This window comes from Streptomyces sp. NPDC005820 (assembly GCF_040630255.1).
Lineage (GTDB): Bacteria > Actinomycetota > Actinomycetes > Streptomycetales > Streptomycetaceae > Streptomyces.
The window spans coordinates 13,812-36,527 of the sequence record NZ_JBEXXE010000064.1; the positions used below are offsets into that span (position 1 = coordinate 13,812).

20 protein-coding genes and 2 pseudogenes are annotated in these 22,716 nt (G+C 69.0%); 16 read left to right on the plus strand and 6 right to left on the minus strand.

The features are described 5' to 3' along the window. Nucleotides 1-5: 5 nt before the first annotated feature. From ABZ464_RS46875 to mtnA, 4 genes are all read right to left on the minus strand, one after another. Nucleotides 6-389 carry a cupin domain-containing protein gene (locus tag ABZ464_RS46875; protein ID WP_359288080.1) on the minus strand — a complete coding sequence of 128 codons (384 nt, stop codon included), beginning with the start codon at nt 387-389 and terminating at the stop codon, nt 6-8. Between the two features lie 15 nt (nt 390-404). Continuing rightward, a complete protein-coding gene (locus tag ABZ464_RS46880; protein ID WP_359288082.1) occupies nt 405-2,372 on the minus strand; it encodes an SDR family oxidoreductase in 1,968 nt (655 codons plus the stop codon). A 44-nt stretch (nt 2,373-2,416) separates the two neighbouring features. Continuing rightward, complete coding sequence (locus ABZ464_RS46885; RefSeq protein ID WP_359288084.1) at nt 2,417-3,100, minus strand: GntR family transcriptional regulator; 684 nt, start codon at nt 3,098-3,100, stop codon at nt 2,417-2,419. 91 nt (nt 3,101-3,191) lie between these two features. Beyond that, a complete protein-coding gene (gene mtnA / locus ABZ464_RS46890; RefSeq protein WP_359288086.1) occupies nt 3,192-4,208 on the minus strand; it encodes an S-methyl-5-thioribose-1-phosphate isomerase in 1,017 nt (338 codons plus the stop codon). Nucleotides 4,209-4,935: 727 nt separating this feature from the next. On the opposite strand from mtnA, the gene ABZ464_RS46895 reads away from it, so the two are divergent. The 9 genes from ABZ464_RS46895 to ABZ464_RS46935 all read left to right on the plus strand — a co-directional run bounded on the left by ABZ464_RS46895 (nt 4,936) and on the right by ABZ464_RS46935 (nt 15,659). Beyond that, nucleotides 4,936-6,222: a thymidine phosphorylase gene (locus ABZ464_RS46895; protein ID WP_359288088.1), complete on the plus strand. Its 1,287-nt coding sequence runs from the start codon at nt 4,936-4,938 to the stop codon at nt 6,220-6,222. Between the two features lie 67 nt (nt 6,223-6,289). After that, entirely contained in the window at nt 6,290-7,138 is an 849-nt protein-coding gene (locus ABZ464_RS46900; RefSeq protein ID WP_359288090.1) for a nitrilase-related carbon-nitrogen hydrolase, read from the plus strand. Between the two features lie 82 nt (nt 7,139-7,220). Continuing rightward, the gene (gene hydA, locus ABZ464_RS46905) at nt 7,221-8,639 is read left to right on the plus strand and encodes a dihydropyrimidinase (protein WP_359288092.1); all 1,419 of its coding nucleotides are present in this window, start codon (nt 7,221-7,223) and stop codon (nt 8,637-8,639) included. Nucleotides 8,640-8,648: 9 nt separating this feature from the next. After that, nucleotides 8,649-9,680 (plus strand): TIGR03842 family LLM class F420-dependent oxidoreductase, encoded by a 1,032-nt coding sequence (locus ABZ464_RS46910; RefSeq protein WP_359288094.1) that lies wholly within the window; start codon nt 8,649-8,651, stop codon nt 9,678-9,680. Between the two features lie 268 nt (nt 9,681-9,948). Next, nucleotides 9,949-12,576 (plus strand): bifunctional FO biosynthesis protein CofGH, encoded by a 2,628-nt coding sequence (locus tag ABZ464_RS46915; RefSeq protein ID WP_359288129.1) that lies wholly within the window; start codon nt 9,949-9,951, stop codon nt 12,574-12,576. 5 nt (nt 12,577-12,581) lie between these two features. Then, a complete protein-coding gene (gene cofC, locus ABZ464_RS46920) occupies nt 12,582-13,268 on the plus strand; it encodes a 2-phospho-L-lactate guanylyltransferase (protein ID WP_359288096.1) in 687 nt (228 codons plus the stop codon). Beyond that, complete coding sequence (npdG, locus tag ABZ464_RS46925) at nt 13,255-13,959, plus strand: NADPH-dependent F420 reductase (RefSeq protein WP_359288098.1); 705 nt, start codon at nt 13,255-13,257, stop codon at nt 13,957-13,959. Before cofC ends, npdG begins: the two co-directional genes overlap by 14 nt. A gap of 340 nt (nt 13,960-14,299) precedes the next feature. After that, nucleotides 14,300-14,659 carry a substrate-binding domain-containing protein gene (locus ABZ464_RS46930; protein ID WP_359288132.1) on the plus strand — a complete coding sequence of 120 codons (360 nt, stop codon included), beginning with the start codon at nt 14,300-14,302 and terminating at the stop codon, nt 14,657-14,659. Nucleotides 14,660-14,702: 43 nt separating this feature from the next. Next, complete coding sequence (locus tag ABZ464_RS46935) at nt 14,703-15,659, plus strand: aldo/keto reductase (RefSeq protein ID WP_359288100.1); 957 nt, start codon at nt 14,703-14,705, stop codon at nt 15,657-15,659. Between the two features lie 43 nt (nt 15,660-15,702). On the opposite strand, the pseudogene ABZ464_RS46940 reads toward ABZ464_RS46935, so the two are convergent. Beyond that, nucleotides 15,703-15,831 (minus strand): annotated as a pseudogene (locus ABZ464_RS46940) (IS3 family transposase); the annotation flags it as partial. A gap of 892 nt (nt 15,832-16,723) precedes the next feature. Between ABZ464_RS46940 and ABZ464_RS46945 the strand changes: the two are divergent. The 7 genes from ABZ464_RS46945 (at nt 16,724) to ABZ464_RS46975 (ending at nt 22,453) form a co-directional block, all read left to right on the plus strand. After that, complete coding sequence (locus ABZ464_RS46945; RefSeq protein ID WP_359288102.1) at nt 16,724-17,797, plus strand: aromatic ring-hydroxylating dioxygenase subunit alpha; 1,074 nt, start codon at nt 16,724-16,726, stop codon at nt 17,795-17,797. Continuing rightward, nucleotides 17,794-17,967, plus strand: a complete 174-nt coding sequence (locus ABZ464_RS46950; protein WP_359288104.1) for a hypothetical protein — start codon at nt 17,794-17,796, stop codon at nt 17,965-17,967. Before ABZ464_RS46945 ends, ABZ464_RS46950 begins: the two co-directional genes overlap by 4 nt. Then, nucleotides 17,964-18,902 (plus strand): PDR/VanB family oxidoreductase, encoded by a 939-nt coding sequence (locus ABZ464_RS46955; protein WP_359288106.1) that lies wholly within the window; start codon nt 17,964-17,966, stop codon nt 18,900-18,902. Before ABZ464_RS46950 ends, ABZ464_RS46955 begins: the two co-directional genes overlap by 4 nt. A gap of 176 nt (nt 18,903-19,078) precedes the next feature. After that, nucleotides 19,079-20,047, plus strand: coding sequence for an ABC transporter substrate-binding protein (locus ABZ464_RS46960; RefSeq protein WP_359288108.1), 969 nt, complete (start codon nt 19,079-19,081; stop codon nt 20,045-20,047). After that, nucleotides 20,044-20,817 (plus strand): ABC transporter permease, encoded by a 774-nt coding sequence (locus ABZ464_RS46965; RefSeq protein WP_359288110.1) that lies wholly within the window; start codon nt 20,044-20,046, stop codon nt 20,815-20,817. The genes ABZ464_RS46960 and ABZ464_RS46965 overlap by 4 nt, the downstream gene beginning before the upstream one ends. Next, entirely contained in the window at nt 20,814-21,593 is a 780-nt protein-coding gene (locus ABZ464_RS46970; protein WP_359288113.1) for an ABC transporter permease subunit, read from the plus strand. Before ABZ464_RS46965 ends, ABZ464_RS46970 begins: the two co-directional genes overlap by 4 nt. 29 nt (nt 21,594-21,622) lie before the next feature. Further along, complete coding sequence (locus ABZ464_RS46975; protein WP_359288115.1) at nt 21,623-22,453, plus strand: ABC transporter ATP-binding protein; 831 nt, start codon at nt 21,623-21,625, stop codon at nt 22,451-22,453. On the opposite strand, the pseudogene ABZ464_RS46980 reads toward ABZ464_RS46975, so the two are convergent. Then, nucleotides 22,450-22,600: pseudogene (locus ABZ464_RS46980) on the minus strand (ABC transporter permease); the annotation flags it as partial. The gene ABZ464_RS46975 and the pseudogene ABZ464_RS46980 sit on opposite strands and share 4 nt — an antisense overlap. Nucleotides 22,601-22,716: the final 116 nt, after the last annotated feature.

The following is a 22,716-nucleotide window of genomic DNA, read 5'->3' on the forward strand; positions in this document are numbered from 1 at the left end:
GTGTGTCAGGGACGCGCCGGAACGTCCGGGTACGGGTCTCCGGGCTGCCACGGCACGGGGATCGTGTCGCCCGGACTCGGCGGGGTCTTGATGAACACGCACCGGAAGTCCTGTGCGCTGTCGTTGCGGAGGTGGTGCATCTCACCGGGCGAGCAGCTGTGCACCTCGCCCTCGCCCAGCTCGACCGATTCGCGCGCGTCCAGCCACAGGGTCGCCGTGCCTTCGACGACGACGAAGCTCTCGTCGCAGTGCCAGTGGAGGTGGTTCTCGACCGAGTCGCCCGGACGCAGGCGCAGGACACCGAGTGCGAGCGAATCGGTGTGCAGCAGGTAGGCGGGCCCCCAGTCACCGTGACGGTACGAGGCCTCGTGGAGGTTCGCGGATTGCATGGTTGGTCCTTCTTCTCAGATCACTCGCTCGTTTCCGCCGTCCACGGGCAGGTGGGCACCCGTCGTACAGCGGAGTGTGTTGTCGACGCTGGCGCGCACGGCCCGACCGACGTCGGCGCTGCGGATCTCGGTGCGCAGCAGATTGCGGCGCTTGTACTCGTCCTCGGTCATGCCGTAGTGGGCCGCGCGGGCGGCGAGCAGTTCGGGGGTCCACAGAGCCGTGTCGAACACCGCGTCCGGGTGGACGAGGTTGATCCGGATTCCGTCTCCGGCCCATTCGAGGGCTGCCACGCGGGTGAGTTGTGTCAGCGCGGCCTTCGAGGCGGAGTAGGCCGCGGCGCCCGGGCCGGGCGCGGCCACGTTCTTCGAAGCGACGACGCAGACGCGGCCACCGACCGGAGACGCGGCCAGCAGCGGATGGGCGAGCCGGAACAGCTCGGCGACGGAGTCGACGTTGACGCTCATCGCCTTGCGCCACTGTGTCGCGTCGAGTTGGCCGATGTGCTGCGCCGTGGGAAAGACGCCCGCCGCGACGACGAGGATGTCGAGACCGCCGAAACGGTCGACCGTCGTGGTCAAGGCTTCCCGCTGGGCGACAGGATCCGTCACATCGACGCGGATGCCGTGCCATTCCGGACTGTCGAAGGCCTCGACCACCGACTCGGACCGGTCCCAGCCGACCACGCTCGCGCCTTGGGAAAGCAGCTCCGCCGCACAGGCCTGCCCGATCCCGGAGGCGGCGCCGGTGACCAGTGCAACGTGTCCCACCAGCGGGAGCGATCGCGCGGCGCGCGACCGCTTGCGGCCCTGGGGCGCCCAGTGATCGAGGTCGAAGACATGACTGGGATCGGCCGGCCGGTACCCGCCCAGGAGGTTCGAGTCGGCCACGGACGTCAGGGTGTGACGCGTGATGTCCTCGACGATCCGGCTTTCCCGCGCGGTCCGGCCGACGGACAGGATGCCCAGCTCCGGGTCGAGCAGAACGCGGGGGGCGACGGGCTCCGGCTCGTAGTCCTCGCCGCGGCGGACTCGGTTGCTCCGTACGTACTCTTCGTGGCCGTCGACGTAGTTGTCGACGTCGTCACCGAGCAGGGGCCGGTAACCGGTCCAGACGACGTGGTCCGGCGTCAGCGGACCTTCGGCGACCGCCGAGAGCACGGCCGGATCAGCGAGTGCCCGCGACGCCTCCTCGGAGGTGTCACGGGTCATGACGAGCGGTCCGCCCGCGACGCGGCTTATTCGTGCGCGGAGTGCGGCGAGCCGCACCGCGGTGTCATAACCCTTCAGCGGCTCCCGCGAAGGCGAGGGCTTGGCACCGGCTCGTGCGTCGGCGATGTACTTGCCTGCCACGGCGACCATGTCCAGATGGCGGTCGAGAGCCTGCGCGGGCGAGTCGCCCATCGTGAACAGCCCGTGCTGCAGTACGACGATGCCTTCCAGGCTCGCTTGTCGCGTCCCCGCGAGTTCCCAGGCGCCGGCGATCGCGGCAGCCAGCTCGGTTCCCGGCATCGCGTACTCGACCACCAGGACGCGGCCGCCGAAGAGTTCGGCGACCAGTTCACCGCCCTCAGGGGTGTTCGTCAGGGTGAGGATCGCGTCGGCGTGCGAGTGGAAGACCGCCTTGTGCGGGAGCAACGCATGGACCAGCGTCTCGACGGACGGGTCGGGCGCGTCGCTGTCGAGGACGGCGCAGCGGAGCTCGTTGGCCAGGTCGTCGCTCGCGACGGAGGTGGGGGGCAGCAGTTGACGCAGGCGCTCGAGGCGCAGCGGCGCGAACCCGTCCGCGTCGATGGACACGAGGGCGTGTCCGCTCCCCTTCACCAGCAACGCCGGCACGAGTTCGCCCGTCACATCGAGCCATTCGCCTTTCAGAGAGGTGTTGCCACCTCCGTGAAGGGTGAGATCGGGCCGACCGAGCGTGCGGGACGCCGTGATCAGGTCGGCGATCGAACTACCGGTCCCGGCTGCGAATGATCCAGCCATGTTGTGTTTCCAATCGATTCGAACCGAGGTGACATGCGGGGAGATCAGCGAGAGCGCACGATCGTGAAGGCGTACCGACCCTCGATGAAGTAGGTGCGGGAGTAGATCAGAAGGCGGTCGGTGCCGTAGTGCAGTTGGTCGAGCAGCACGTAGAGCGAGTTGTACGCGGCCTCCGGGCCCCACCCGATGTGCTGTGAGGCGACGGCGTGGACTTCCGCGACAGCACGCTCCGGAATGATGTCCAGGCGTTCGCGAAGGAACGTGAAGATGGAACCGTCCAGCTCCTCGGGAGACATGTCCTCCGGAAGCAGCGACATGGGCATCAGGTCGTAGGAATAGGCCACGACCTCACCGTCGGCCAGGATCGAGCGCCTCAGCTCCAGGGCTGTGCTCTCGGCCGACAGCCCCATCTTGGCCGCTTCGTCCGGCAGGAGCGAACGTACGGTACGGCTGCGGTAGACCATGCCGGCCGCCCGTCCGCTGGCGCGGATCGAGTCGGTGATCGAGTCGAGACGTTCCAGCCCGGCCCGGACCGCGGGGCTGTCCGCGACGAAGGTGCCGACCCCGTGCTGGGTCCGGACGAGGGAGTTGGCTTCGAGCTGCCGCAGTGCCGATCGAACCGTGGTTCTGGAGACTCCGTAACGCTTCGCGAGCTCCGCCTCGATGGGGAGACGGTCTCCGGGTGCGTATTCGCCGAGTGAAATGGCCTGGCGAAGGTCTGTCGCCACCTTTGACACCAGAGTGGCACTGCGAGCCATACGTGTGACTCCTTTCGTGGCGTTGACGGCGCCAGGCCGAATCAATTACCTGACCGACGTGCTAGGCCGTGAGCAATCCAGAACCGGTGGCGACACCGTCATTCCCGAGCCGTACGACCCGGCGCTCGGTGACGATGGCGGTGATGAATTCCGCGGGTGTCACGTCGAAGGCCGGGTTGATGGCATCGGTGCCCGTCGGCGTGGTCGGAGTGCCGGCGACCTGAATCACCTCACCGGGGCCTCGGTCCTCGATTTCGATGTTCGCGCCGCTGAGGGTGCCGGTGTCGATCGTCGATTCGGGAGCGACGACAACGAACGGAATTCCCGCCTGCCGAGCCGCGAGCGCGAGCGAGAACGTTCCGACCTTGTTCGCGGTGTCGCCGTTGGCCGCGATGCGGTCGGCGCCGACGAGCACGACATCCACCAGGCCCCTCGAGAGGAGATACGGGGCAGCGGAATCCACCATCAATCGAAATGGCGCCTTCATCTGCTTCAGTTCCCACGCCGTGAGCCGTGCGCCCTGCAGCAGCGGCCGCGTCTCCACGGGGAGGACCTCTTCGAGGGAGTCCTGTTCCAGGAGCGTCTGCACGACGCCGAGGGCTGTGCCGCGCTCCACGGCGCACAGGGCTCCGGTGTTGCAGATGGTCGCGACCCGCACGCGGGGGCGGTCGGGCACCAGGTCGCGCACCAGGTCCGCTCCGCTGAGCCCCATGGAGACACAGGCGGCGATGTCCTCGTCGCGTACGCGCAGGGCTTCGGCGAGTACGGCGTCCGGCCCGTCGTCCAGAGCGGTGAGCACGCGGTCCACCCCCCAGGAGAGATTGACCGCGGTGGGCCGCGCTTCGCGCAGACGGGCTGCGTCCGCGAGTCGCGAAGCGCGATCGCCGTCGGTGTGCGCGATGAGCGCCACTCCGAGAGCGCCGGCGACTCCGAGCGCCGGCGCACCACGAACCGCCAGCCGCTGGATATCGCTGATCAATTCGTCGAGTTCGGTAATACGCCGAACCGAGACCTGCGCCGGAAGCTCCGTTTGGTCAATGAGCTCGATCGCGCCGTCGACCCAGTCGATCGTCCTCATTTCAGGCCCCCATCTCGTCGCACCGCCACTATCTCCACAGGCTTTTGCACCGGAAGCGCGACAGCTTCGTCATAGACCTGCAAGAGGTACTGACGGGCCACCGTATTCCTCCTTGAATCGTCCGTCTGCTCGTTGCGCCAAGGATTGGGGCACCAGTGGTCTGATGTCAAGAGGCAGAGTTGCTAGATCTTGGACAGGTAAGGCGATCTTGGGAGGTCGCTCATAGCCTCAAACACGGACATACACCTCTCCGCCTCCGACTTGTTGTCTGACAACTGAGCGTACAACCTGCCTGGGCTCACAGGTAGCAAACAGGGGCACACCGGGCATCCGGTACGTCTGCCGGGGATCATCGCGGACTTTGCGTCGCCGGTAACGAGAACGTTACTTGGGGGCCTTGACGGCCCCTCGCGCCGCCAGTACGTTACCCCCTCATACGCGGCCATTTATCGAATCTGGCCTGTTCCCGCCCCGCGGGAAATCCGTCGGCGACATCCGCCTCAAGGCGATATTCATGCCGCCATTTCATGGACCCGTCGGCGGGGAATGCGTCCCTATCCTCATGAGTCCCGGTCATTTTTGCGGCCGCATGCACGACGGAGAAATTCAAGACACGGCTGATACCGGCCGGAAGGATCAGTCAGGTCATCGGCTTCGTCGGCACAGGGAGTCACTGATCGCGCAGCAGCAGCCAAGCGCCACCATCGGAACAGACAGGAAACGAGCCGTGACAGGAACCTTTGACGCAGTCGATGTGATCTGCGCCAAACGCGACGGATCCCCGCTCAGCACCGAGCAGATCACCTGGGTGATCGACGCCTACACCAAGGGAGCAATCGCCGAGGAGCAGATGTCCGCCCTGGCCATGGCCGTGCTCCTGAACGGGCTGAACACCGATGAGCTGGCGGCCTGGACCGGGGCGATGATCGACAGCGGCGCGCGGCTGGACCTCGGCGCGGTCGAACGGAAGACGGTCGACAAGCACTCCACGGGCGGGGTCGGCGACAAGATCACCCTGCCGCTCGCCCCGCTGGTCGCGGCGTGCGGTGCCGCGGTCCCACAGCTCTCCGGCCGCGGGCTCGGGCACACCGGCGGCACCCTGGACAAGCTCGAGTCCATCCCCGGCTGGCGCGCCACCCTGAGCAACGACGAACTCATCGGACAGCTCAACGACGTGGGCGCCGTCATTTGCGCCGCCAGCTCCGAGCTGGTGCCCGCCGACCGCAAGCTCTACGCGCTGCGGGACGTCACCGGGACGGTGCAGTCCATCCCGCTGATCGCCAGTTCCATCATGAGCAAGAAGATCGCCGAAGGCTGCGGCGCGCTCGTACTGGACGTCAAGACCGGTACCGGCGCGTTCATGAAGGACACCGACCAGGCACGCCTGCTGGCCAAGACCATGGTGGAGCTCGGCCAGGCGCACGGCGTCGAGACGATCGCGTTGCTGACCGACATGTCGACCCCTTTGGGCTACACGGCCGGCAACGCTCTCGAAGTCGCGGAGTCCGTCGAGGTGCTCGCGGGCGGCGGCCCCGCCGACGTCGTGGAGCTCACCCTCGCCCTGGCCCGCGAGATGCTGAACCAGGCCGGAATCACCGGCATCGACCCGGCCGACCACCTCGCCAACGGCAAGGCGATGGACACCTGGCGCTCCATGATCCGCGCGCAGGGCGGCGACCCCGATGCCAAGCTGCCACGCGCGAACGAGGTGCACACCGTCACCGCCGACCGCGACGGTGTCGTCGAGCGCCTCGACGCCTACGCCGTCGGCATCGCGGCCTGGCGACTGGGCGCCGGCCGGGCCCGCAAGGAAGACCCCGTGTCTCCGGGCGCGGGTGTGGTGTGGCATGCCCGCCCCGGCGACCGTGTCCGGGCCGGCCAGCCGTTGTTCGACCTGCACACCGACGACGCCGCCCGGATCCCCGCGGCCCTCGCCGCGCTGGACGGCAGCGTGGTGTTCGGAGAGCACCACCAGCCGTCGTCCGTGGTGATCGAACGCGTCACCGCCTCCTAGTACGTATCCGCGCCCGGCAACGCGGCCGAGGCGACATCCCCCCATCCGCTGTCAGGAGACAGATCACATGAGTATCGTCCGTGCCGCCATCACGCAGGTCGCCTGGACCGGCGACAAGGAATCCATGATCGTTCGCCACGAGGAGCTCGCCCGGGAGGCGGCCGCCCAGGGCGCGCAGATCATCGGCTTCCAGGAGCTGTTCTACGGGCCGTACTTCGGTGCGGTGCAGGACCAGAAGTACTACGAGTACGTCGAGTCGGTCCCCGGCCCGACCACCGAGCGGTTCCAGGCGCTGGCCAGGGAGCTGAACCTGGTGATCGTGCTGCCGATCTACGAGGTCGCGAACGAGGGCGAGTACTACAACACCGCCGCGGTCATCGACGCCGACGGCACCCTGCTCGGCACGTACCGCAAGCACCACATCCCGCACCTGCCGTCGTTCCAGGAGAAGTTCTACTTCCGCCCCGGGAACCTCGGCTACCCCGTCTTCGACACCGCGGTCGGGCGCGTCGGTGTCTACATCTGCTACGACCGTCACTTCCCCGAGGGCTGGCGCGAGTTCGGTCTGAACAACGCGCAGATCGTGTTCAACCCCTCGGCCACCAAGCCCGGCCTGTCGAACCGGCTGTGGGAGATCGAGCAGCCGGCGGCCGCCGCGGCGAACCAGTACTTCGTCGCGGCGAGCAACCGTATCGGCCAGGAGGTCGACGAGTTCGGCCCGGACGCCCCGCACTTCTACGGCTCGTCGTACTTCGTCGACCCGCGCGGCAACTTCGTCGGCGACATCGCCTCCAAGGACGAGGAGGAGATCGTCATCCGCGACCTCGACCTCGGCGCCATCACCGCGGTCCGCAACGACTGGCAGTTCTACCGCGACCGGCGCCCCGAGTCCTACACCCGGACGACCCAGCCGTGAGCACCGCGACAGACCGGTGCCGGCCGCCATACGGCCGACCGCACTGCCCACGAGACAACGGGACCATGAGCGGAGCCACACGATGACCACGACGATGATCACGGGCGGAACGGTCGTCTCGGCCACCGGCTCGACCCGGGCCGACGTCCTGATCGACGGCGAGACGATCGCCGCAGTCCTGGCCCCGGGCGCGCTGCCCGACCTGCGGCCCGACATGAGCATCGACGCCACCGGCAAGTACGTCATCCCGGGCGGCATCGACGCGCACACCCACATGGAGATGCCCTTTGGCGGCACGCAGGCCTCCGACACCTTCGAGACGGGCACACGCGCGGCGGCCTGGGGCGGCACCACGACGATCATCGACTTCGTCGTGCAGGCCCACGGCCAGCGGGTGCAGGACCAGGTCGCGCTCTGGCACGAGAAGGCGAGCGGCAACAGCGCCGTCGACTACGGCTTCCACCAGATCATCGGGGAGGTCAACGCCGAGTCACTCAAGGCCATCGACGAACTGGTCGGCGAGGGCATCACCAGCTTCAAGCTGTTCATGGCCTACCCCGGCGTGTTCCTGTCCAGCGACGGGCAGATCCTGCAGGCGATGCAGACGGCGGCCCGCAACGGCAGCCTGATCATGATGCACGCCGAGAACGGCTCAGCCATCGACGTCCTCGTGCAGCAGGCACTCGAGCGCGGCGAGACCGGGCCGTACCACCACGGTGTCACCCGTCCCTGGCAGGCCGAACAGGAGGCCACGCACCGGGCGATCATGCTCGCCGACATGACCGGCGCGCCGCTGTACGTGGTGCACGTCAGCGCGAAGCAGGCGCTCGCCCGCATCGCCGAGGCCCGCAACTTGGGCCAGAACGTCTTCGGCGAGACCTGCCCGCAGTACCTCTACCTCTCCCTGGAGGAGCAGCTCGGCGCGGTGAGCGAACAGTGGGGCGAGCTCGAGGGCGCGAAATGGGTCTGTTCGACGCCGCTGCGTTCGCGCGCCGAAGGCCATCAGGACGAGCTGTGGAAGTACATCCGCACCGGTGACGTCACGACCGTGAGCACCGACCACTGCCCGTTCTGCATGAAGGACCAGAAGGTTCTCGGGGCCGGCGACTTCGCCAGGATCCCCAACGGCATGGGCTCGGTCGAGCACCGCATGGACCTGCTGTTCCAGGGCGTCAAGGACGGCCGGATCAGCAAGGAACGCTGGGTCGACGTCTGCTGCACCACCCCGGCGCGGATGTTCGGACTGTACGGAAAAAAGGGCGTCATAGCCCCCGGCGCCGACGCCGACATCGTCGTCTACGACCCGAACGGCCACACCTCCATCTCGGTCGAAACCCACCACATGAACATCGACTACTCGGCGTGGGAGGGCTTCGAGATCGACGGGCACGTGGACGTGGTGCTGTCCCGCGGCCGAGTGATCGTGGATGAATCGGGCTACGTCGGGACGAAATCACACGGCCGTTTCGTCAAGCGCGAACTCTCGCAGAACCTGATCTGAGGAAATCACATGCAATTCGGAGTCGTACTGCAGAACGATCCGCCCGCCTGGCGCGTCGTCGATCTGGCCAAACGAGCCGAGACCTACGGTTTCACCCACGCGTGGACGTTCGACTCGCACCTGCTGTGGCAGGAGCCGTACGTGGTGTTCAGTCAGATTCTGGCGAACACGCACCGGCTGACCGTGGGCACCATGGTCACCAACCCCGCGACCCGCGACTGGACCGTGACGGCGTCGCTCTTCGCGACGCTCAACGACATGTTCGGCAACCGGACGGTCTGCGGCATCGGCCGCGGCGACTCGGCCGTACGCGTGATCAACGGCGCTCCCGTGACGCTGAAGACGCTGCGCGACTCGATCGGGGTGATCCGCAGTCTCGCCAACGGCGAGGAGATCGACTACAAGGGCAACAAGCTGCGCTTCCCCTGGTCGCACGGCTCCCAACTCCCGGTCTGGGTGGCCGCCTACGGCCCGAAAGCCCTCGCTCTGACCGGTGAGGTCGGCGACGGTTTCATTCTCCAGCTCGCCGACCCGACGATCGCCGAGTGGTCCATCGCCGCCGTCCGCAAGGCGGCGGCCGACGCCGGCCGCGACCCGCAGTCGGTCAAGATCTGCGTCGCAGCGCCCGCGTACGTCACCGACGGATCGGAGGCTGGTCTCGCTCACGCACGCGAGCAGTGCCGTTGGTTCGGCGGAATGGTCGGCAACCACGTGGCCGACCTCGTCGCTCGCTACGGCAACGAAGGCGCCGCGATTCCGAAGGCGCTCAGCGACTACATCGCGGGCCGGGAGAGTTACGACTACAACTCCCACGGCAAGGCCGGCAACGACCACACCAGCTTCGTGCCCGACGAGATCGTCGACCGCTTCTGTCTCGTCGGTCCGCCCGAGGAGCACATCCGGCGGCTGCGGGAGCTCGAAGAGCTGGGCGTCGATCAGTTCGCGCTCTACCTGCAGCACGACGCCAAGGACGCCACCTTGGCCTCCTACGGGAACAGCGTCATGCCCCTGGTGAACCCGGCCGGAAGGGCGAAGAGCTGAAGGTCACCGCCTGGTTTTCCACCTGATTCGACGGTGCCGTCGGCGGCGGACGCCGATGCGCAGGCCGTGTCGTACCAGCCTGCGCCTGAACACCGCCGCCGATCGGGAACCGGCCTCTCCGCGTTCCTGGTCGGCGTGCCGCTGCGGGCTGCCGTCACCGATGGCACGACGAGGATCCGCCGACCGACACCACCACCGCGACCCGAACGGCACGACCGCTGATCTGCGGGCGAGATCGAGAAGTGAACTGCGGATGAGCGAGGAACTCATGGCTTCACGAGCGAGGACAGCTGAAGGCCCACTCCTGGGCCCGACTGACAACTCCATGCGTCGCGCCCTCAAACGCGCCAGGGACGGCGTCGCTCTCGACGTCGCCGAGGCCGCCGTCCTGCTCCAGGCTCGCGGCGAGGCCCTCACCGACCTCACCGCGTCCGCCGCCCGGGTACGGGACGCCGGCCTCGAACAGGCGGGGCGCCCCGGCGTCATCACCTACTCCAAGAGTGTCTTCATCCCCCTGACCCGGCTGTGCCGGGACAAGTGCCACTACTGCACCTTCGTCACCGTCCCCGGCAAACTTCGCCGCGCCGGTCATGGCATGTTCATGTCCCCCGACGAGGTCCTCGACATCGCCCGCAAGGGCGCCGCCCTCGGCTGCAAGGAAGCCCTCATCACCCTCGGCGACAAGCCCGAGGACCGCTGGCCGGAGGCGCGCGAATGGCTCGACGCGCACGGCTACGACGACACGATCGCGTACGTCCGCGCCATCTCCATCCGCATCCTGGAGGAGACCGGCCTGCTGCCCCACCTCAACCCCGGGGTGATGTCCTGGACCGACTTCCAACGGCTCAAACCGGTCGCGCCGAGCATGGGGATGATGCTGGAGACGACCGCGACCCGGCTGTGGTCCGAGCCCGGCGGGCCGCACTACGGCTCCCCGGACAAGGAACCCGCCGTACGCCTGCGGGTGCTGGAGGATGCCGGCCGTTCCTCCGTGCCTTTCACCTCGGGCATCCTCATCGGCATCGGCGAGACCTACGAGGAGCGCGCCGAGTCCCTGTTCGCGCTGCGGCGCGTGGCCCGGTCGTACCACGGTGTGCAGGAGCTGATCATCCAGAACTTCCGCGCCAAGCCCGACACGGCGATGCGCGGCATGCCCGATGCCGAGCTGGACGAACTGGTGGCGGCGGTGGCCGTGGCGCGCCTGATCATGGGCCCCTCCGGCAACATCCAGGCGCCGCCCAACCTCGTCGCCGGCGAGTACGAGCGCCTGATCGCCGCCGGCATCGACGACTGGGGCGGCGTGAGCCCGCTGACCATCGACCACGTCAACCCCGAGCGCCCCTGGCCGCAGATCGAGGAGCTGGCCGCCCACTCGGAGGCCGCCGGGTTCGAACTGCGGGAACGCCTGTGCGTGTACCCGGAGTTCGTACGGCGGGGCGAGCCGTGGCTGGACCCGCGGCTGTGTCCGCACGTACGGGCGCTCGCCGACCCGGAGACGGGCCTGGCACTCCCGGACGCAGTGGTCGAGGGGCGCCCGTGGCAGGAGCCCGAGGAGGCCTTCGTGGCCTCCGGCCGCACCGACCTGCACACCGCCATCGACACCGAGGGCCGTACGGCCGACCGGCGCGACGACTTCGACGAGGTGTACGGCGACTGGGCGGAGCTGCGGGAGGCGGCGGCCCCCGGCATGGTGCCCGAGCGCATCGACACCGATGTGCGCGAGGCGCTGCGCACGGCCGCCGACGACCCGACCCGGCTGACCGACGCCGAGGCGCTCGCCCTGTTCCATGCGGACGGGCCCGCGCTGGACGCCCTGACCCGGATCGCGGACGACGTGCGCAGGTCGGCGGTCGGCGACGACGTGACGTACATCGTCACCCGGAACATCAACTTCACCAACGTCTGCTACACCGGCTGCCGGTTCTGCGCCTTCGCGCAGCGGCGCACCGACGCCGACGCCTACACCCTGTCCATGGAACAGGTCGCCGACCGCGCCCAACAGGCCTGGGACGTGGGCGCGGTGGAGGTCTGCATGCAGGGCGGCATCCACCCGGACCTGCCCGGCACGGCGTACTTCGACATCGCGAAGGCGGTCAAGGCGCGCGTCCCCGGCATGCATGTGCACGCCTTCTCGCCGATGGAAGTCGTCAACGGCGCCACTCGCACCGGGCTTTCGATCCGCGAGTGGCTGACCGCCGCCAAGGAGGCGGGACTCGACACCATCCCCGGCACCGCCGCCGAAATCCTCGACGACGAGGTCCGCTGGGTCCTCACCAAGGGCAAACTGCCCACCGCCACTTGGATCGAGGTCGTCACGACCGCGCACGAGGTCGGCATCCGCTCCAGCTCGACCATGATGTACGGCCACGTCGACCAGCCCCGCCACTGGCTCGGCCACCTGCGCACCCTGGCCGGCATCCAGCAACGCACCGGCGGCTTCACGGAGTTCGTGACCCTGCCCTTCATCCACACCAACGCCCCCGTCTACCTCGCGGGAATCTCCCGCCCCGGCCCGACCCTGCGCGACAACCGCGCCGTCACCGCCATGGCCCGCCTCCTCCTGCACCCCCACCTCCCCAACATCCAGACCAGCTGGGTGAAACTGGGCACCGAGGGCGCGGCGGAGATGCTCCGGTCCGGGGCGAACGACCTGGGCGGCACCCTCATGGAGGAGACGATCTCGCGGATGGCCGGCTCGTCGTACGGCTCCTACAAGTCCGTACGCGACCTGGTGGCCGTCGCGGACGCGGCGGGCCGGCCTTCCCGGCCGCGCACGACGCTGTACGGCGAGGTGCCGGAGGAGCGACAGCGCGCGGCGGCGGCCTCGGACGGGCACCTGCCGGAGCTGCTGCCCGTGCTGGACAGTGCCGCGGTACGTGGTCCGCAGCCGGAGTGAAAGACATGGCGCTCGACTGGACCGTCGTCCTGCCGGTCAAACCCTTTCACCAGGCCAAGAGCCGGCTGGCACCCTGGCCCGGCACAGCACGCCAGGACTTCGCGCGGGCCTTCTTCCTGGACACGTTGGAGGCCGTACTCCGCACCACCGCCGTCGCCCAGGTGCTCGTCGTCACGCACGACAGGGAAGCAGTCGCCCAGGCACACGCACGAGGTGCCGCAGCCGTGTCCGACCGTCCTTCACGCGGACTCAACGAAGCGATCCGCATCGCGGTCTCCCATGCGGAGACCCTGGCCCCCCACCGCCCCATCGCGGTCCTGACCGCGGACCTGCCGGCGCTGCGAAGCACCGAACTGGGCGATGTCCTGGTGTCGGCGTCCGCACATGACCGGACGTTCCTCGCCGACCACCACGGTGAGGGAACCACGCTGCTCACCGCGTCCCGCCCGCGATGGCTGCACCCCGCCTTCGAGCAGGGCTCCCGCGGCCGTCACCAACGAGTCGGAGCGCTCGAAATCACCGACCTGGAGGCGGTGAGCGTCCGCCTCGACGTCGACACTTCCGACGATCTCAGGCTCGCCCACCGACTCGGTGTCGGGCCCCATACCCACGCCGTCATCTCGTCGGCTCCCCCACAAACCGCCTTGTCCCCTCACCCTCTCTCGGAATGGAACACCCATGAGCTTCACTGACACGCCCACGATCACGCCGAAGCCGGCCGGCACCGGTGCACCCGACGTCGCTCAGCTGACCGTCGGCATCCTTGGCGGCACCGGGCCTCAGGGCACGGGCCTCGCCTACCGCCTCGCCCTCGCCGGACAGCCTGTCGTGCTCGGCTCCCGAACGGCCGAGCGCGCCGAGGAGTCGGCCGCGCAGATCGGCCTCGGTGTCACCGGTCACTCCAACATCGAAGCCGCCCGGCGCAGCGACATCGTGATCGTCACGGTGCCGTGGGAAGGACACGCCGCAACGCTCAAGGAGGTGCAGGAGGAACTCGCGGGCAAACTCGTCATCGACTCCGTCAATCCCCTCGGCTTCGACTCCAAGGGGGCCTACGCCCTCCGGCCGGAGGAAGGCAGCGCGGCCGAGCAGGCCGCCACGCTCCTTCCGAAAGCCCGCGTCACGGCCGCGTTCCACCACCTCTCGGCCACCCTGCTGACCGACCGCGAAATCGACACAGTCGAGACCGACGTCCTGGTCCTCGGCGAGAACCGCGCCGACACGGACCTCGTGCAGGCCCTGGTCGATCGCATCCCCGGCATGCGCGGGGTATACGCCGGCCGACTGCGCAACGCCCACCAGGTCGAGGGCCTCGTGGCCAACCTCATCTCGATCAACCGCCGTTACAAGAAGCACGCCGGGGTCCTCGTCGCGGGCCTGTGATCCAGTCACGGGGCCCGACGAGCTCATGAGACAGGCGCCGTCAGCCCACCTTGAGAGGGAACTGACACTGCTGGACGGAATCCATGCGGTCAGTCCCTCGGCGAGGGTGGCTCGGTACTCGTATTCGTAGGCGATCGGGGCCCATGAAACTGAACGCTGTGTAACCGCCACGCCTCGCACAAGTCGGCGATTCAGGTAGCGATCCCGACCCTCCGGGCCTCGACGCAGCGGCGAAGGGGAGTCGGCAGACGTACGCGACCTTGAGCACACTGTTGAACACGTCTTCTTCCAGCGACGGCGCCGGGTCTATCGCCGTGATCGTCGGCTCTCGACCAGAGCTCTGCGGCGGACCGCCTTCGCAATTGCCGAAAACGTTCTACCGGACAGCCCGTCGGGGCTTGTTGCCAAGAGTGACTTCACAGCGCACGGCGGGGCAGACGCCATCGCCCGGCTGCCGGACCGGTATCCGGAGCTGGACGCCGTCCTGGTCGGCTCCGACCTCATGGCCTGCGGAGCCCTGCACGTCCTGGGCGAGGTTGGACTTGGGGTGCCGGAGGACGTTGCCGTGATCGGCTCCGAGCACCTGGGGTCCTTCGCCAAGACCGTGAGCCCCTCCCTCGACCGCGGTACACCAAGACACGGATGGACAGGGTGGCTGATGGCCCGGCACGTGCTCAGCGGTCGAACAGTGACCCGGTGAGGGGCCGGCCAGTGTCGTTTCGCGCCGAACGTAGAGTGGCCCAATGGAATATCGAGCGCTCGGCAACAGCGGACTCCTCGTCTCCGTGGTTGGACTCGGCTGCAATAACTTCGGCGGACGTCTCGACGCGGCACAGACACTCGGGGTGGTCGACGCAGCACTCGACGCCGGAGTGACGCTCTTCGACACCGCCGACATCTACGGCGACGGGGGCGGCTCCGAGACACTGCTCGGCCAGGCCTTGAAGGGGCGGCGCGACGAGGTCGTGCTGGCCACCAAGTTCGGCTATCAGCGGGCGGACATGGGGTACGGGCCCGCGGCGGGAGCGAAGGGCGGCCGGGCCTACATGCGGCGCGCGGTCGAGGAGTCGCTGCGACGCCTGCAGACCGACCACATCGACCTCTACCAACTGCACAGCCCCGACCCGCGCACACCGATCGCCGAGACGCTGGTCGCGCTCGGTGAGCTGGTACGCGAAGGCAAAGTGCGCTACATCGGGCACTCCAACTTCGCTGGCTGGCAGATCGCCGAGGCGGCGCACGTCGCGCGGGAGATCGGAACCGTCCCGTTCGTGTCGGCCCAGAACGAATGGTCCCTGCTCGAACGCGGGGCGGAGCGTGAGGTGGTGCCTGCGGCACTGCGTTACGGCCTCGGGGTGCTGCCGTTCTACCCGCTCGCCAACGGCATGCTGACCGGGAAGGTGCGCCGTGCCACGGGCGTGCCCGCGGGCTCGCGCCTGGCGTCGCGGCCCGAGCGGGTGACCGAGGCCGGCCTGGACGCGGTCGAACGCCTCGCGGCCTGGGGCGAGGTGCACGGGCGGAGCGTCCTCGAGATCGGCGTTGGCGTGCTCGCCGCGCGGCCCGGCTGCGGCTCGGTCATCGCGGGAGCGAGCAGCGCCGAGCAGGTTCGCGCCAACGCGGCCGCCGGGCAGTGGGCGCCGACCCCGGGAGAATTGGCCGAGATCGACTCGATTCTCGCCGGGGACCCCGCTACGGCCTGAACAGCGAGCCCGACCAGCCCCCGCCCTTCCGAGGCCGTGGAACGACGTCGGCAAGGCCGTGCCAGGGCCTGCGGGGCTTGATCGGCTCGGTTTTGTAGAGGCCGATCTGGGATTTCCTGAGCGCGTTGTCCAGGGCGTCGCCGAAGACTTACTTGAGACTACGCAATGACCCTCGCGCGGTCATCCATGAGCTCGTTGAGGTACCGAAATTTCCAGGTCGGCGTTAGCGACGGCGAGCCGACCGGGCGGTGCTGGTGTCGGCGCCGAGGAACGGCATTTTCGGGGTGCACCGGATGTTGCGAGAGCCAGCGCCAGCTGCTGCGCAACGCGGCGGGGCCTCCGCCGCATGACCCACCCACCGCGCGGCTCCCGGACGCTCCTGAAACGCTCGGCAGGTCGGCTTCGGCCGGGAACCACAAATCCCGCGCCGTCACGGATCAGCCGTCCCGCCTGAAGACATTCCGCAGGACATGATCACGAAAGGCGACCGCCACCAGCAGCGAAGAATCCGCTGGTCAGCCCCCGCCCCTGGCACCCGACCACCGCCACTCAGCGACTCATCGGCCCCAGCTCTCGCCGCGCCACCCCTCATCCGCAAGGCGAAAGCAGGCGACCTCACACCACCCCTGAACAGCGGCAACACGCTCAACAGCCTCAGAGGGCGCGGATTCGACCCGGATTCGACCCGAGGGCGCCGGTCTCCCAAACGAACAGTAGTTGACCTGCAGTGATGCCGATTCTTGCCGCTGTACCGAGCATCCTCCGGCAGAGGAGTTTCGCAATTGAAACTAAGTGGACATTATTGGGCGATTAACGCCACATTGTGAGTCGTCGTACTCGCCGTCGCCGTATCCGGCTCCCCGAGCGCGAACCCAGTCGCCGCACCACGCGGCACTCGACTCTGGCGATCAGGGGTTGACAGAGCAAGGCTCTGACCAGCCTCTTTACAGAAGTCCTTCCGCCTGGCAGAAGCCGTCTTGCCGAGCCGATGCAAGCCTCACGACCCTGATTCCAACCACGGCACGCGGGGCGAGGACGCCCCGCCGACAGGGACGGGAACTGCCATGCCGCACATCACCGCTTTTGCCAGGAACCAGTGGTACGTCGCCGCCTACAGCCACGAGGTCGGGCGCGAGGAGCTGCTCGGCCGGACCATCCTCGGCGAGCCCCTCGTCTTCTACCGGACCGAGGAGGAGGGGACCCCGGTCGCGCTGGCCGACCGCTGTGTGCACCGCCGCTTCCCGCTGCACGAGAAGCCCAGCCGGCTCGACGGCGACCGGGTGGTGTGCGGCTACCACGGCTTCACGTACGACACCAGCGGCACCTGCGTGTACGTGCCGGGCCAGAAACGCATCCCGCGCACGGCCCGCGTCGCGTCGTACCCGGTCGTCGAGCAGGACGCCCTGGTGTGGGTGTGGATCGGCGACCCGGCGCTCGCCGACCCGCAGACGATCCCGCGCGCCCGGCACCTCGACTCCCCCGGCTGGACCACCGTCCGCGGCATGGAGCCCATCGACGCCGACTACGGCCTCCTCGTCGACAACCTGCTCGACCTCTCGCACGAGACGTATCTGCACGGCGGTTACATCGGCACCCCCGAGGTCGCCGAGACACCGATCACCACCGAGGTCGACGAGGGCGCGGGCATCGTCCGGGTCAGCCGGCACATGGCCGACGCCGAGTGCCCGCCGTTCTACGCCCGTTCGACCGGGATCGAGGGCCGGATCACCCGCTGGCAGGACATCGAGTACCACGCCCCCTGTCTGTACCTGCTGCACAGCCGGATCGCGCCGGTGGGCGTGCTGCCGGAGGCCGACGGCAGCGACCCGAACGGCTTCCACACCGAGATCACGTACGCCATCACCCCGTCCTCCGACGGCAAGGTGTACGACTTCTGGATGGTCTCGCGGGACTGGGCGACGGACGACGACGAGGTCACCGAGTTCCTGCGGAGCAACAACCACACCGTGGTCATGCAGGACGTCGACGCCCTCAACCTCCTGCAGCGGACGCTGGGTTCGGAGCGGGCCGGCTACCAGGAGCTGAGCATCAACATCGACACCGGCGGTCTGGCGGCCCGCCGGATCCTCGCCCGGCTGGTCGAGGAGGGCGACAAGCCGGTGGAGCGGGTCCTGTGAGCAACAGCCCCACCGGCGAGATCTACCGCATCGACTGGCTGCCGGGCACCGATGTGCTGCACGGCACCTGTCACTGCGGCGCCGAGCACTCCGCCCAGGACCCGATCGAGATGTGGGAGTGGATGCTCGGCCACCCCGAAGGACACGAGCCACGAGGAAACGCTTCATGACCGACGTGTACGAGGCCGAACTCGTCGTCGAGCGGCGGGAGTCCGCCGCGGACGGGGTGCTCGCCCTCACCCTGCGCCATCCGTTCGGCGAGCCGCTCCCCGCCTGGGAGCCCGGCGCCCACGTCGACCTGGTCCTCGGCCCCGGTCTCGAGCGCCAGTACTCGCTGTGCGGCGATCCGGCGGACCGTACGTCCTGGCGGGTCGCGGTGCTGCGGGAGCCGGACGGACGCGGCGGGTCCGCCCATGTGCACGAGCAGCTGGGGCAGGGCGACAAGGTGCGGGTGCGCGGCCCCCGCAACCACTTCGCCCTGCGCCCGGCACCCCGGTACCGCTTCATCGCGGGCGGTATCGGCATCACCCCGGTCCTGCCGATGGTGGCGGCGGCGGAGGCGGCCGGAGCCGAGTGGACCCTGCTCTACGGCGGCCGCAGCCGTGCGTCGATGGCGTTCACCGGGGAGTTGGCGCGCTACGGCGACCGGGTGACGGTGGCCCCGCAGGACGAGACGGGGCTGCTCGACCTCGGCCCGGTGCTGGACGCGCTGCCCGAGGGGACGCTGGTCTACTGCTGCGGTCCCGGGCCGCTGCTGGACGCGGTGGAGGCGCGCTGCCCGGCCGGGGCGCTGCGGCTCGAGCGGTTCCAGCCCAAGGAGCAACAGGCGGGCGAGGACGCCGAGTTCGAGGTGGAGCTCGCGCAGAGCGGCCGTACGCTGACCGTCGCGCCCGGTGTGTCCGTCCTCGACACCGTGCGCGCCGCCGGGGTCGAGGTGCTGTACTCCTGCGCCGAGGGCACCTGCGGCACCTGCGAGACGGATGTGCTGGAGGGCACCCCGGACCACCGGGACTCCGTGTTGTCGGAGGAGGAGCGGAAGGCGGGCGAGACGATGATGATCTGCGTGTCTCGGTGCGTGGGGAAGAAGCTCGTCCTGGATCTCTGAGAGCCCCGCCCGGGCCCGGCCGGAAACCGGCCGGGCAGACTGTCAACAATTTCGTCAGCCAAAACCATTGACCCCGCCGGACGGCACGATCTACGTTCCCTGCACGCCAATTGAGCACTACTGTGCGGTGCACGCACAGCCTGTCGGAACACCGTTGTCTCTGCACAGGGGGAGCCATGCGTCGTCTGTTCGCCGGTCTCGCGGCCGGCACCTTCCTGCTCGCCACGGCGGCCTGCGGCTCGTCCGACTCCGGTTCGTCCGGCGGGAGTTCGTCGTCCGGCGGGGTCACGACCGTCAAACTCGGCCTCATCCCGATCGTGGACGTGGCGCCCGTCTATCTGGGCGTGCAGAAGGGGTTCTACGAGAAGCACGGCCTGAAGCTGTCGATCACCACCGCCCAGGGCGGCGCGGCCATCGTGCCCGGGGTGGTCAGCGGCCAGTTCCAGTTCGGCTTCAGCAATATGACCTCCCTGATGGTCGCCCGGTCCAACGACGTTCCCGTGAAGGCCGTTTCGAACGGCATCGCCTCAACCGGGGTGCAGGGCAAGGACTTCGGGGCGATCACGGTGAAGAAGGACAGCCCGATCAAGTCCGCGAAGGACCTCGAGGGCAAGAAGGTCGCCATCAACACCCTGAAGAACATCAACGAGACCGCGGTGCGCGCGTCGGTGCGCAAGGCGGGCGGCGACCCGGACGAGGTGCAGTTCGTGGAGCTCGCCTTCGACCAGATGCCGGCGGCCCTGGACAGCGGGCAGATCGACGCGGCGATGGTGGTCGAACCGGCGCTCGCGACCGTCAAGAGCCAGGGCGGGGTGGAGATCGCCTCCCCGCTGGTGGACGTGGCGCCGAACCTCACCGTCGCCATGTACTTCACCTCCACGCAGTACGAGCAGAAGAACCCCGAGGTGGTGAAGAAGTTCCAGGAGGCCACCGCCGAGTCCCTCGCCTACGCCGACGCGCACCCCGACGAGGTGCGGCAGGTCGTCACCACGTACACCAAGATCCCGGCGTCGGTGCTGGCGCAGGTCACGCTGCCGAAGTGGCCCGCCGAGGCCGACCGTGCCTCGATCGAGGCGCTGGAGAAGCTGGGCGAGCAGGACAAGCTGTTCAAGAAGACCCCTGACCTGGACCAGCTGCTGCCGTGAGGGGCCAGAACCTCGCACTCGGTGCGGCCGGGCTCGCGGCCTTCCTCGCCCTGGGCGAGGCGGTGCCGCGGCTCGGTCTGGTCAAGGAGGCCTACTTCCCGCCCACCAGCCGCATCGCCGGCGCCCTCGGCGACGAGCTCGCCGACTCCGCGTTCTGGACGGCGCTCGGCGACACCCTCACCGGCTGGGCGCTGGGCCTCGCCCTCGCGGTCGGCGCGGGCATCGCGGCGGGCGTGCTGATCTCGGTCGTGCCGTATCTACGGGAGGCGACGGCCTCCACGGTCGAGTTCCTGCGCCCGATCCCGTCCGTGGCCCTGATCCCGCTGGCCGTCCTGCTGTACGGCACCGAACTGCGCTCGGTCCTGCTGCTCGTCGTCTACGCCGCGTTCTGGCAGGTCCTCCTCCAGGTCCTGTACGGCATCCAGGACGTGGACCCCGTCGCCGAGGAGACCGCCCGCTCCTACGGCCTCGGCACCTGGGCGCGGGTACGGCACGTGCTGTGGCCCACCGCGCTGCCGTACGTCATGACCGGCGTCCGCCTCGCCGCGGCCGTCGCGCTGATCCTCGCCATCACCGCCGAACTGGTCATCGGAGCACCGGGGTTGGGCGCCCGGATCGCGGTCGCGCAGACCTCGCAGGCGGTGCCCGAGATGTACGCGCTGATCGTCGTCACCGGTGTGCTCGGCCTGCTGATCAACGTGGGCGCCCGCACGGTGGAGCGGCGGGCGCTGGCCTGGCACCAGTCGGTGCGCGGGGAGGTGGCGGTGTGAGACGCGTCCTGCTGCGGCTGCTGTTCGCCCTCGCGCTGCCGGCCGTGCTGGTCACGGTGTGGTGGCTGGCCTCGGACGGCAGCACGAACGTGTACTGGCCGCCGCTGCGCACGATCCTGAAGGCCTTCCCGGACGTGTGGACCGGCGAGCGGCTGCGCGCCGACGTCCGGCCGAGCGTGCTGCGGCTCGCCGGCGGCTACGCCACGGCGGCCGTCGTCGGGATCGCGCTGGGCACGGTCATCGGCTCGTACCGGCGGGTGCGGGCGGTGTGCGAGCCGGTGCTGGAGTTCCTGCGGGCGGTGCCGCCACCGGTCCTGGTCCCGGTGATCATGCTGTTCGCGGGGATCGGCGACACCATGAAGGTGGTCGTCATCGCGAGCGGCTGTGTGTGGCCCGTCCTGCTCAACACCGTCGAGGGCGTACGGGCGGTGGACCCGGTGATGGCCGAGACGGCCCGGTCGTACGGCGTCACGGGCGTCGCGCGGCTGCGCTCGGTGGTCCTGCCGTCGGCGAGCCCGCAGATCTTCGCGGGACTGCGGCAGGCGCTGTCCATCGGGATCATCCTGATGGTGATCAGCGAGATGTTCGCCGCGAGCAACGGGCTCGGCTTCGCCATCGTGCAGTTCCAACGGGGCTTCGCCCTCCCGGACATGTGGACCGGGATCCTGCTGCTCGGTCTGCTGGGCTTCGTCCTGTCGGTCCTCTTCCAGGCGGTCGAGCGGCGGGTGCTCGGCTGGTACCACGGTCTGCGCGCCGCCACCCGGCGGTCCCCTTGAACCAAGTGCCCCTCACGAAAGGGCGGTCCATGCACGGAACTCTGGTCGTCTCCGGCCTGCGCAAGGTCTACGAGGGGTCCGGGCGCCGGGTCGAGGCGGTGCGCGACCTGACGTTCACCGTCGGGGCGGGTGAACTCGTCTGTCTCGTGGGCCCGTCGGGCTGCGGCAAGACGACCCTGCTGAAGTGCATGGGCGGACTGCTCGCCCCGACCTCCGGTGAAGTCCTGCTGGAGGGGCGGCGGGTGACCGGGCCGCCGCCCGGGATGGCGTTCGTGTTCCAGGAGTACGGGCGCAGCCTCTTCCCGTGGATGCGGGTCGGTGCGAACGTCGAACTCCCCTTGAAACAGAAGGGGTTGCCCAAGGAACGGCGGCGGGAGCTGGTGGCCGACGCGCTGGCTTCGGTCGGGCTCGCGGACGCCGCCGGGGCGTATCCGTGGCAGCTGTCCGGTGGTATGCAGCAGCGGGTCGCGATCGCCCGGGCGCTCGCCTACGAGCCCCAGGTGCTGCTGATGGACGAGCCGTTCGCCGCCGTGGACGCCCAGACCCGCGCCGATCTGGAGGACCTCGTCCGGGGCCTGTGGCGGGAGCGCGGCATCACCATCCTGTTCGTCACCCACGACATCGACGAGGCGGTCTACCTCGGCGAGCGGGTGGTCGTGCTCTCGGCCTCGCCCACCGTCGTCCGGGAGCAGCTGAAGGTCGATCTCCCCGCGGAACGCGACCAGTTGCACACCCGGGTCGCCCCGCGCTTCGCCGAACTGCGCACCCATGTGTACGAGCAGATCCAGGCCGCCAAACGCGGCGAGCCCCGGGACGCCCGGACCGGGACGCCTGAGGACACGGTCACGAAGGACGTCTAGATCCGCCTGCCGGTCGCCGTGCCGGCCGACAGCCGCTGGGCGACGCAGATCGGGATCACGGACAGCAGGACGAGCACCGCCGCCACCATGTTCACCGCCGGGGCCCGAGGTGAAGGTGGTCACAACGGTCTCGTCGAACGACAGCGCACCGAGCCCCACCCCTAGCGGTGCGTACGGAAGTCGACGCCACGGCTCATCGCCCTGCGCCTGGCCCCGCAGCGGCACCGCGCCCGGTCACCGGCCACCGGAGGGTGCCATGAGCA

What these genes read in the sequence shown, in the direction of transcription:
- ABZ464_RS46875 (WP_359288080.1), bottom strand. Translation starts at nt 389, where the DNA reads ATGCAATCCGCGAACCTCCACGAGGCCTCGTACCGTCACGGTGACTGG.
- ABZ464_RS46880 (WP_359288082.1), bottom strand. Translation starts at nt 2,372, where the DNA reads ATGGCTGGATCATTCGCAGCCGGGACCGGTAGTTCGATCGCCGACCTG.
- mtnA (WP_359288086.1), bottom strand. Translation starts at nt 4,208, where the DNA reads ATGAGGACGATCGACTGGGTCGACGGCGCGATCGAGCTCATTGACCAA.
- ABZ464_RS46900 (WP_359288090.1), top strand. Translation starts at nt 6,290, where the DNA reads ATGAGTATCGTCCGTGCCGCCATCACGCAGGTCGCCTGGACCGGCGAC.
- hydA (WP_359288092.1), top strand. Translation starts at nt 7,221, where the DNA reads ATGACCACGACGATGATCACGGGCGGAACGGTCGTCTCGGCCACCGGC.
- ABZ464_RS46910 (WP_359288094.1), top strand. Translation starts at nt 8,649, where the DNA reads ATGCAATTCGGAGTCGTACTGCAGAACGATCCGCCCGCCTGGCGCGTC.
- ABZ464_RS46915 (WP_359288129.1), top strand. Translation starts at nt 9,949, where the DNA reads ATGGCTTCACGAGCGAGGACAGCTGAAGGCCCACTCCTGGGCCCGACT.
- cofC (WP_359288096.1), top strand. Translation starts at nt 12,582, where the DNA reads ATGGCGCTCGACTGGACCGTCGTCCTGCCGGTCAAACCCTTTCACCAG.
- npdG (WP_359288098.1), top strand. Translation starts at nt 13,255, where the DNA reads ATGAGCTTCACTGACACGCCCACGATCACGCCGAAGCCGGCCGGCACC.
- ABZ464_RS46935 (WP_359288100.1), top strand. Translation starts at nt 14,703, where the DNA reads ATGGAATATCGAGCGCTCGGCAACAGCGGACTCCTCGTCTCCGTGGTT.
- ABZ464_RS46945 (WP_359288102.1), top strand. Translation starts at nt 16,724, where the DNA reads ATGCCGCACATCACCGCTTTTGCCAGGAACCAGTGGTACGTCGCCGCC.
- ABZ464_RS46955 (WP_359288106.1), top strand. Translation starts at nt 17,964, where the DNA reads ATGACCGACGTGTACGAGGCCGAACTCGTCGTCGAGCGGCGGGAGTCC.
- ABZ464_RS46960 (WP_359288108.1), top strand. Translation starts at nt 19,079, where the DNA reads ATGCGTCGTCTGTTCGCCGGTCTCGCGGCCGGCACCTTCCTGCTCGCC.
- ABZ464_RS46975 (WP_359288115.1), top strand. Translation starts at nt 21,623, where the DNA reads ATGCACGGAACTCTGGTCGTCTCCGGCCTGCGCAAGGTCTACGAGGGG.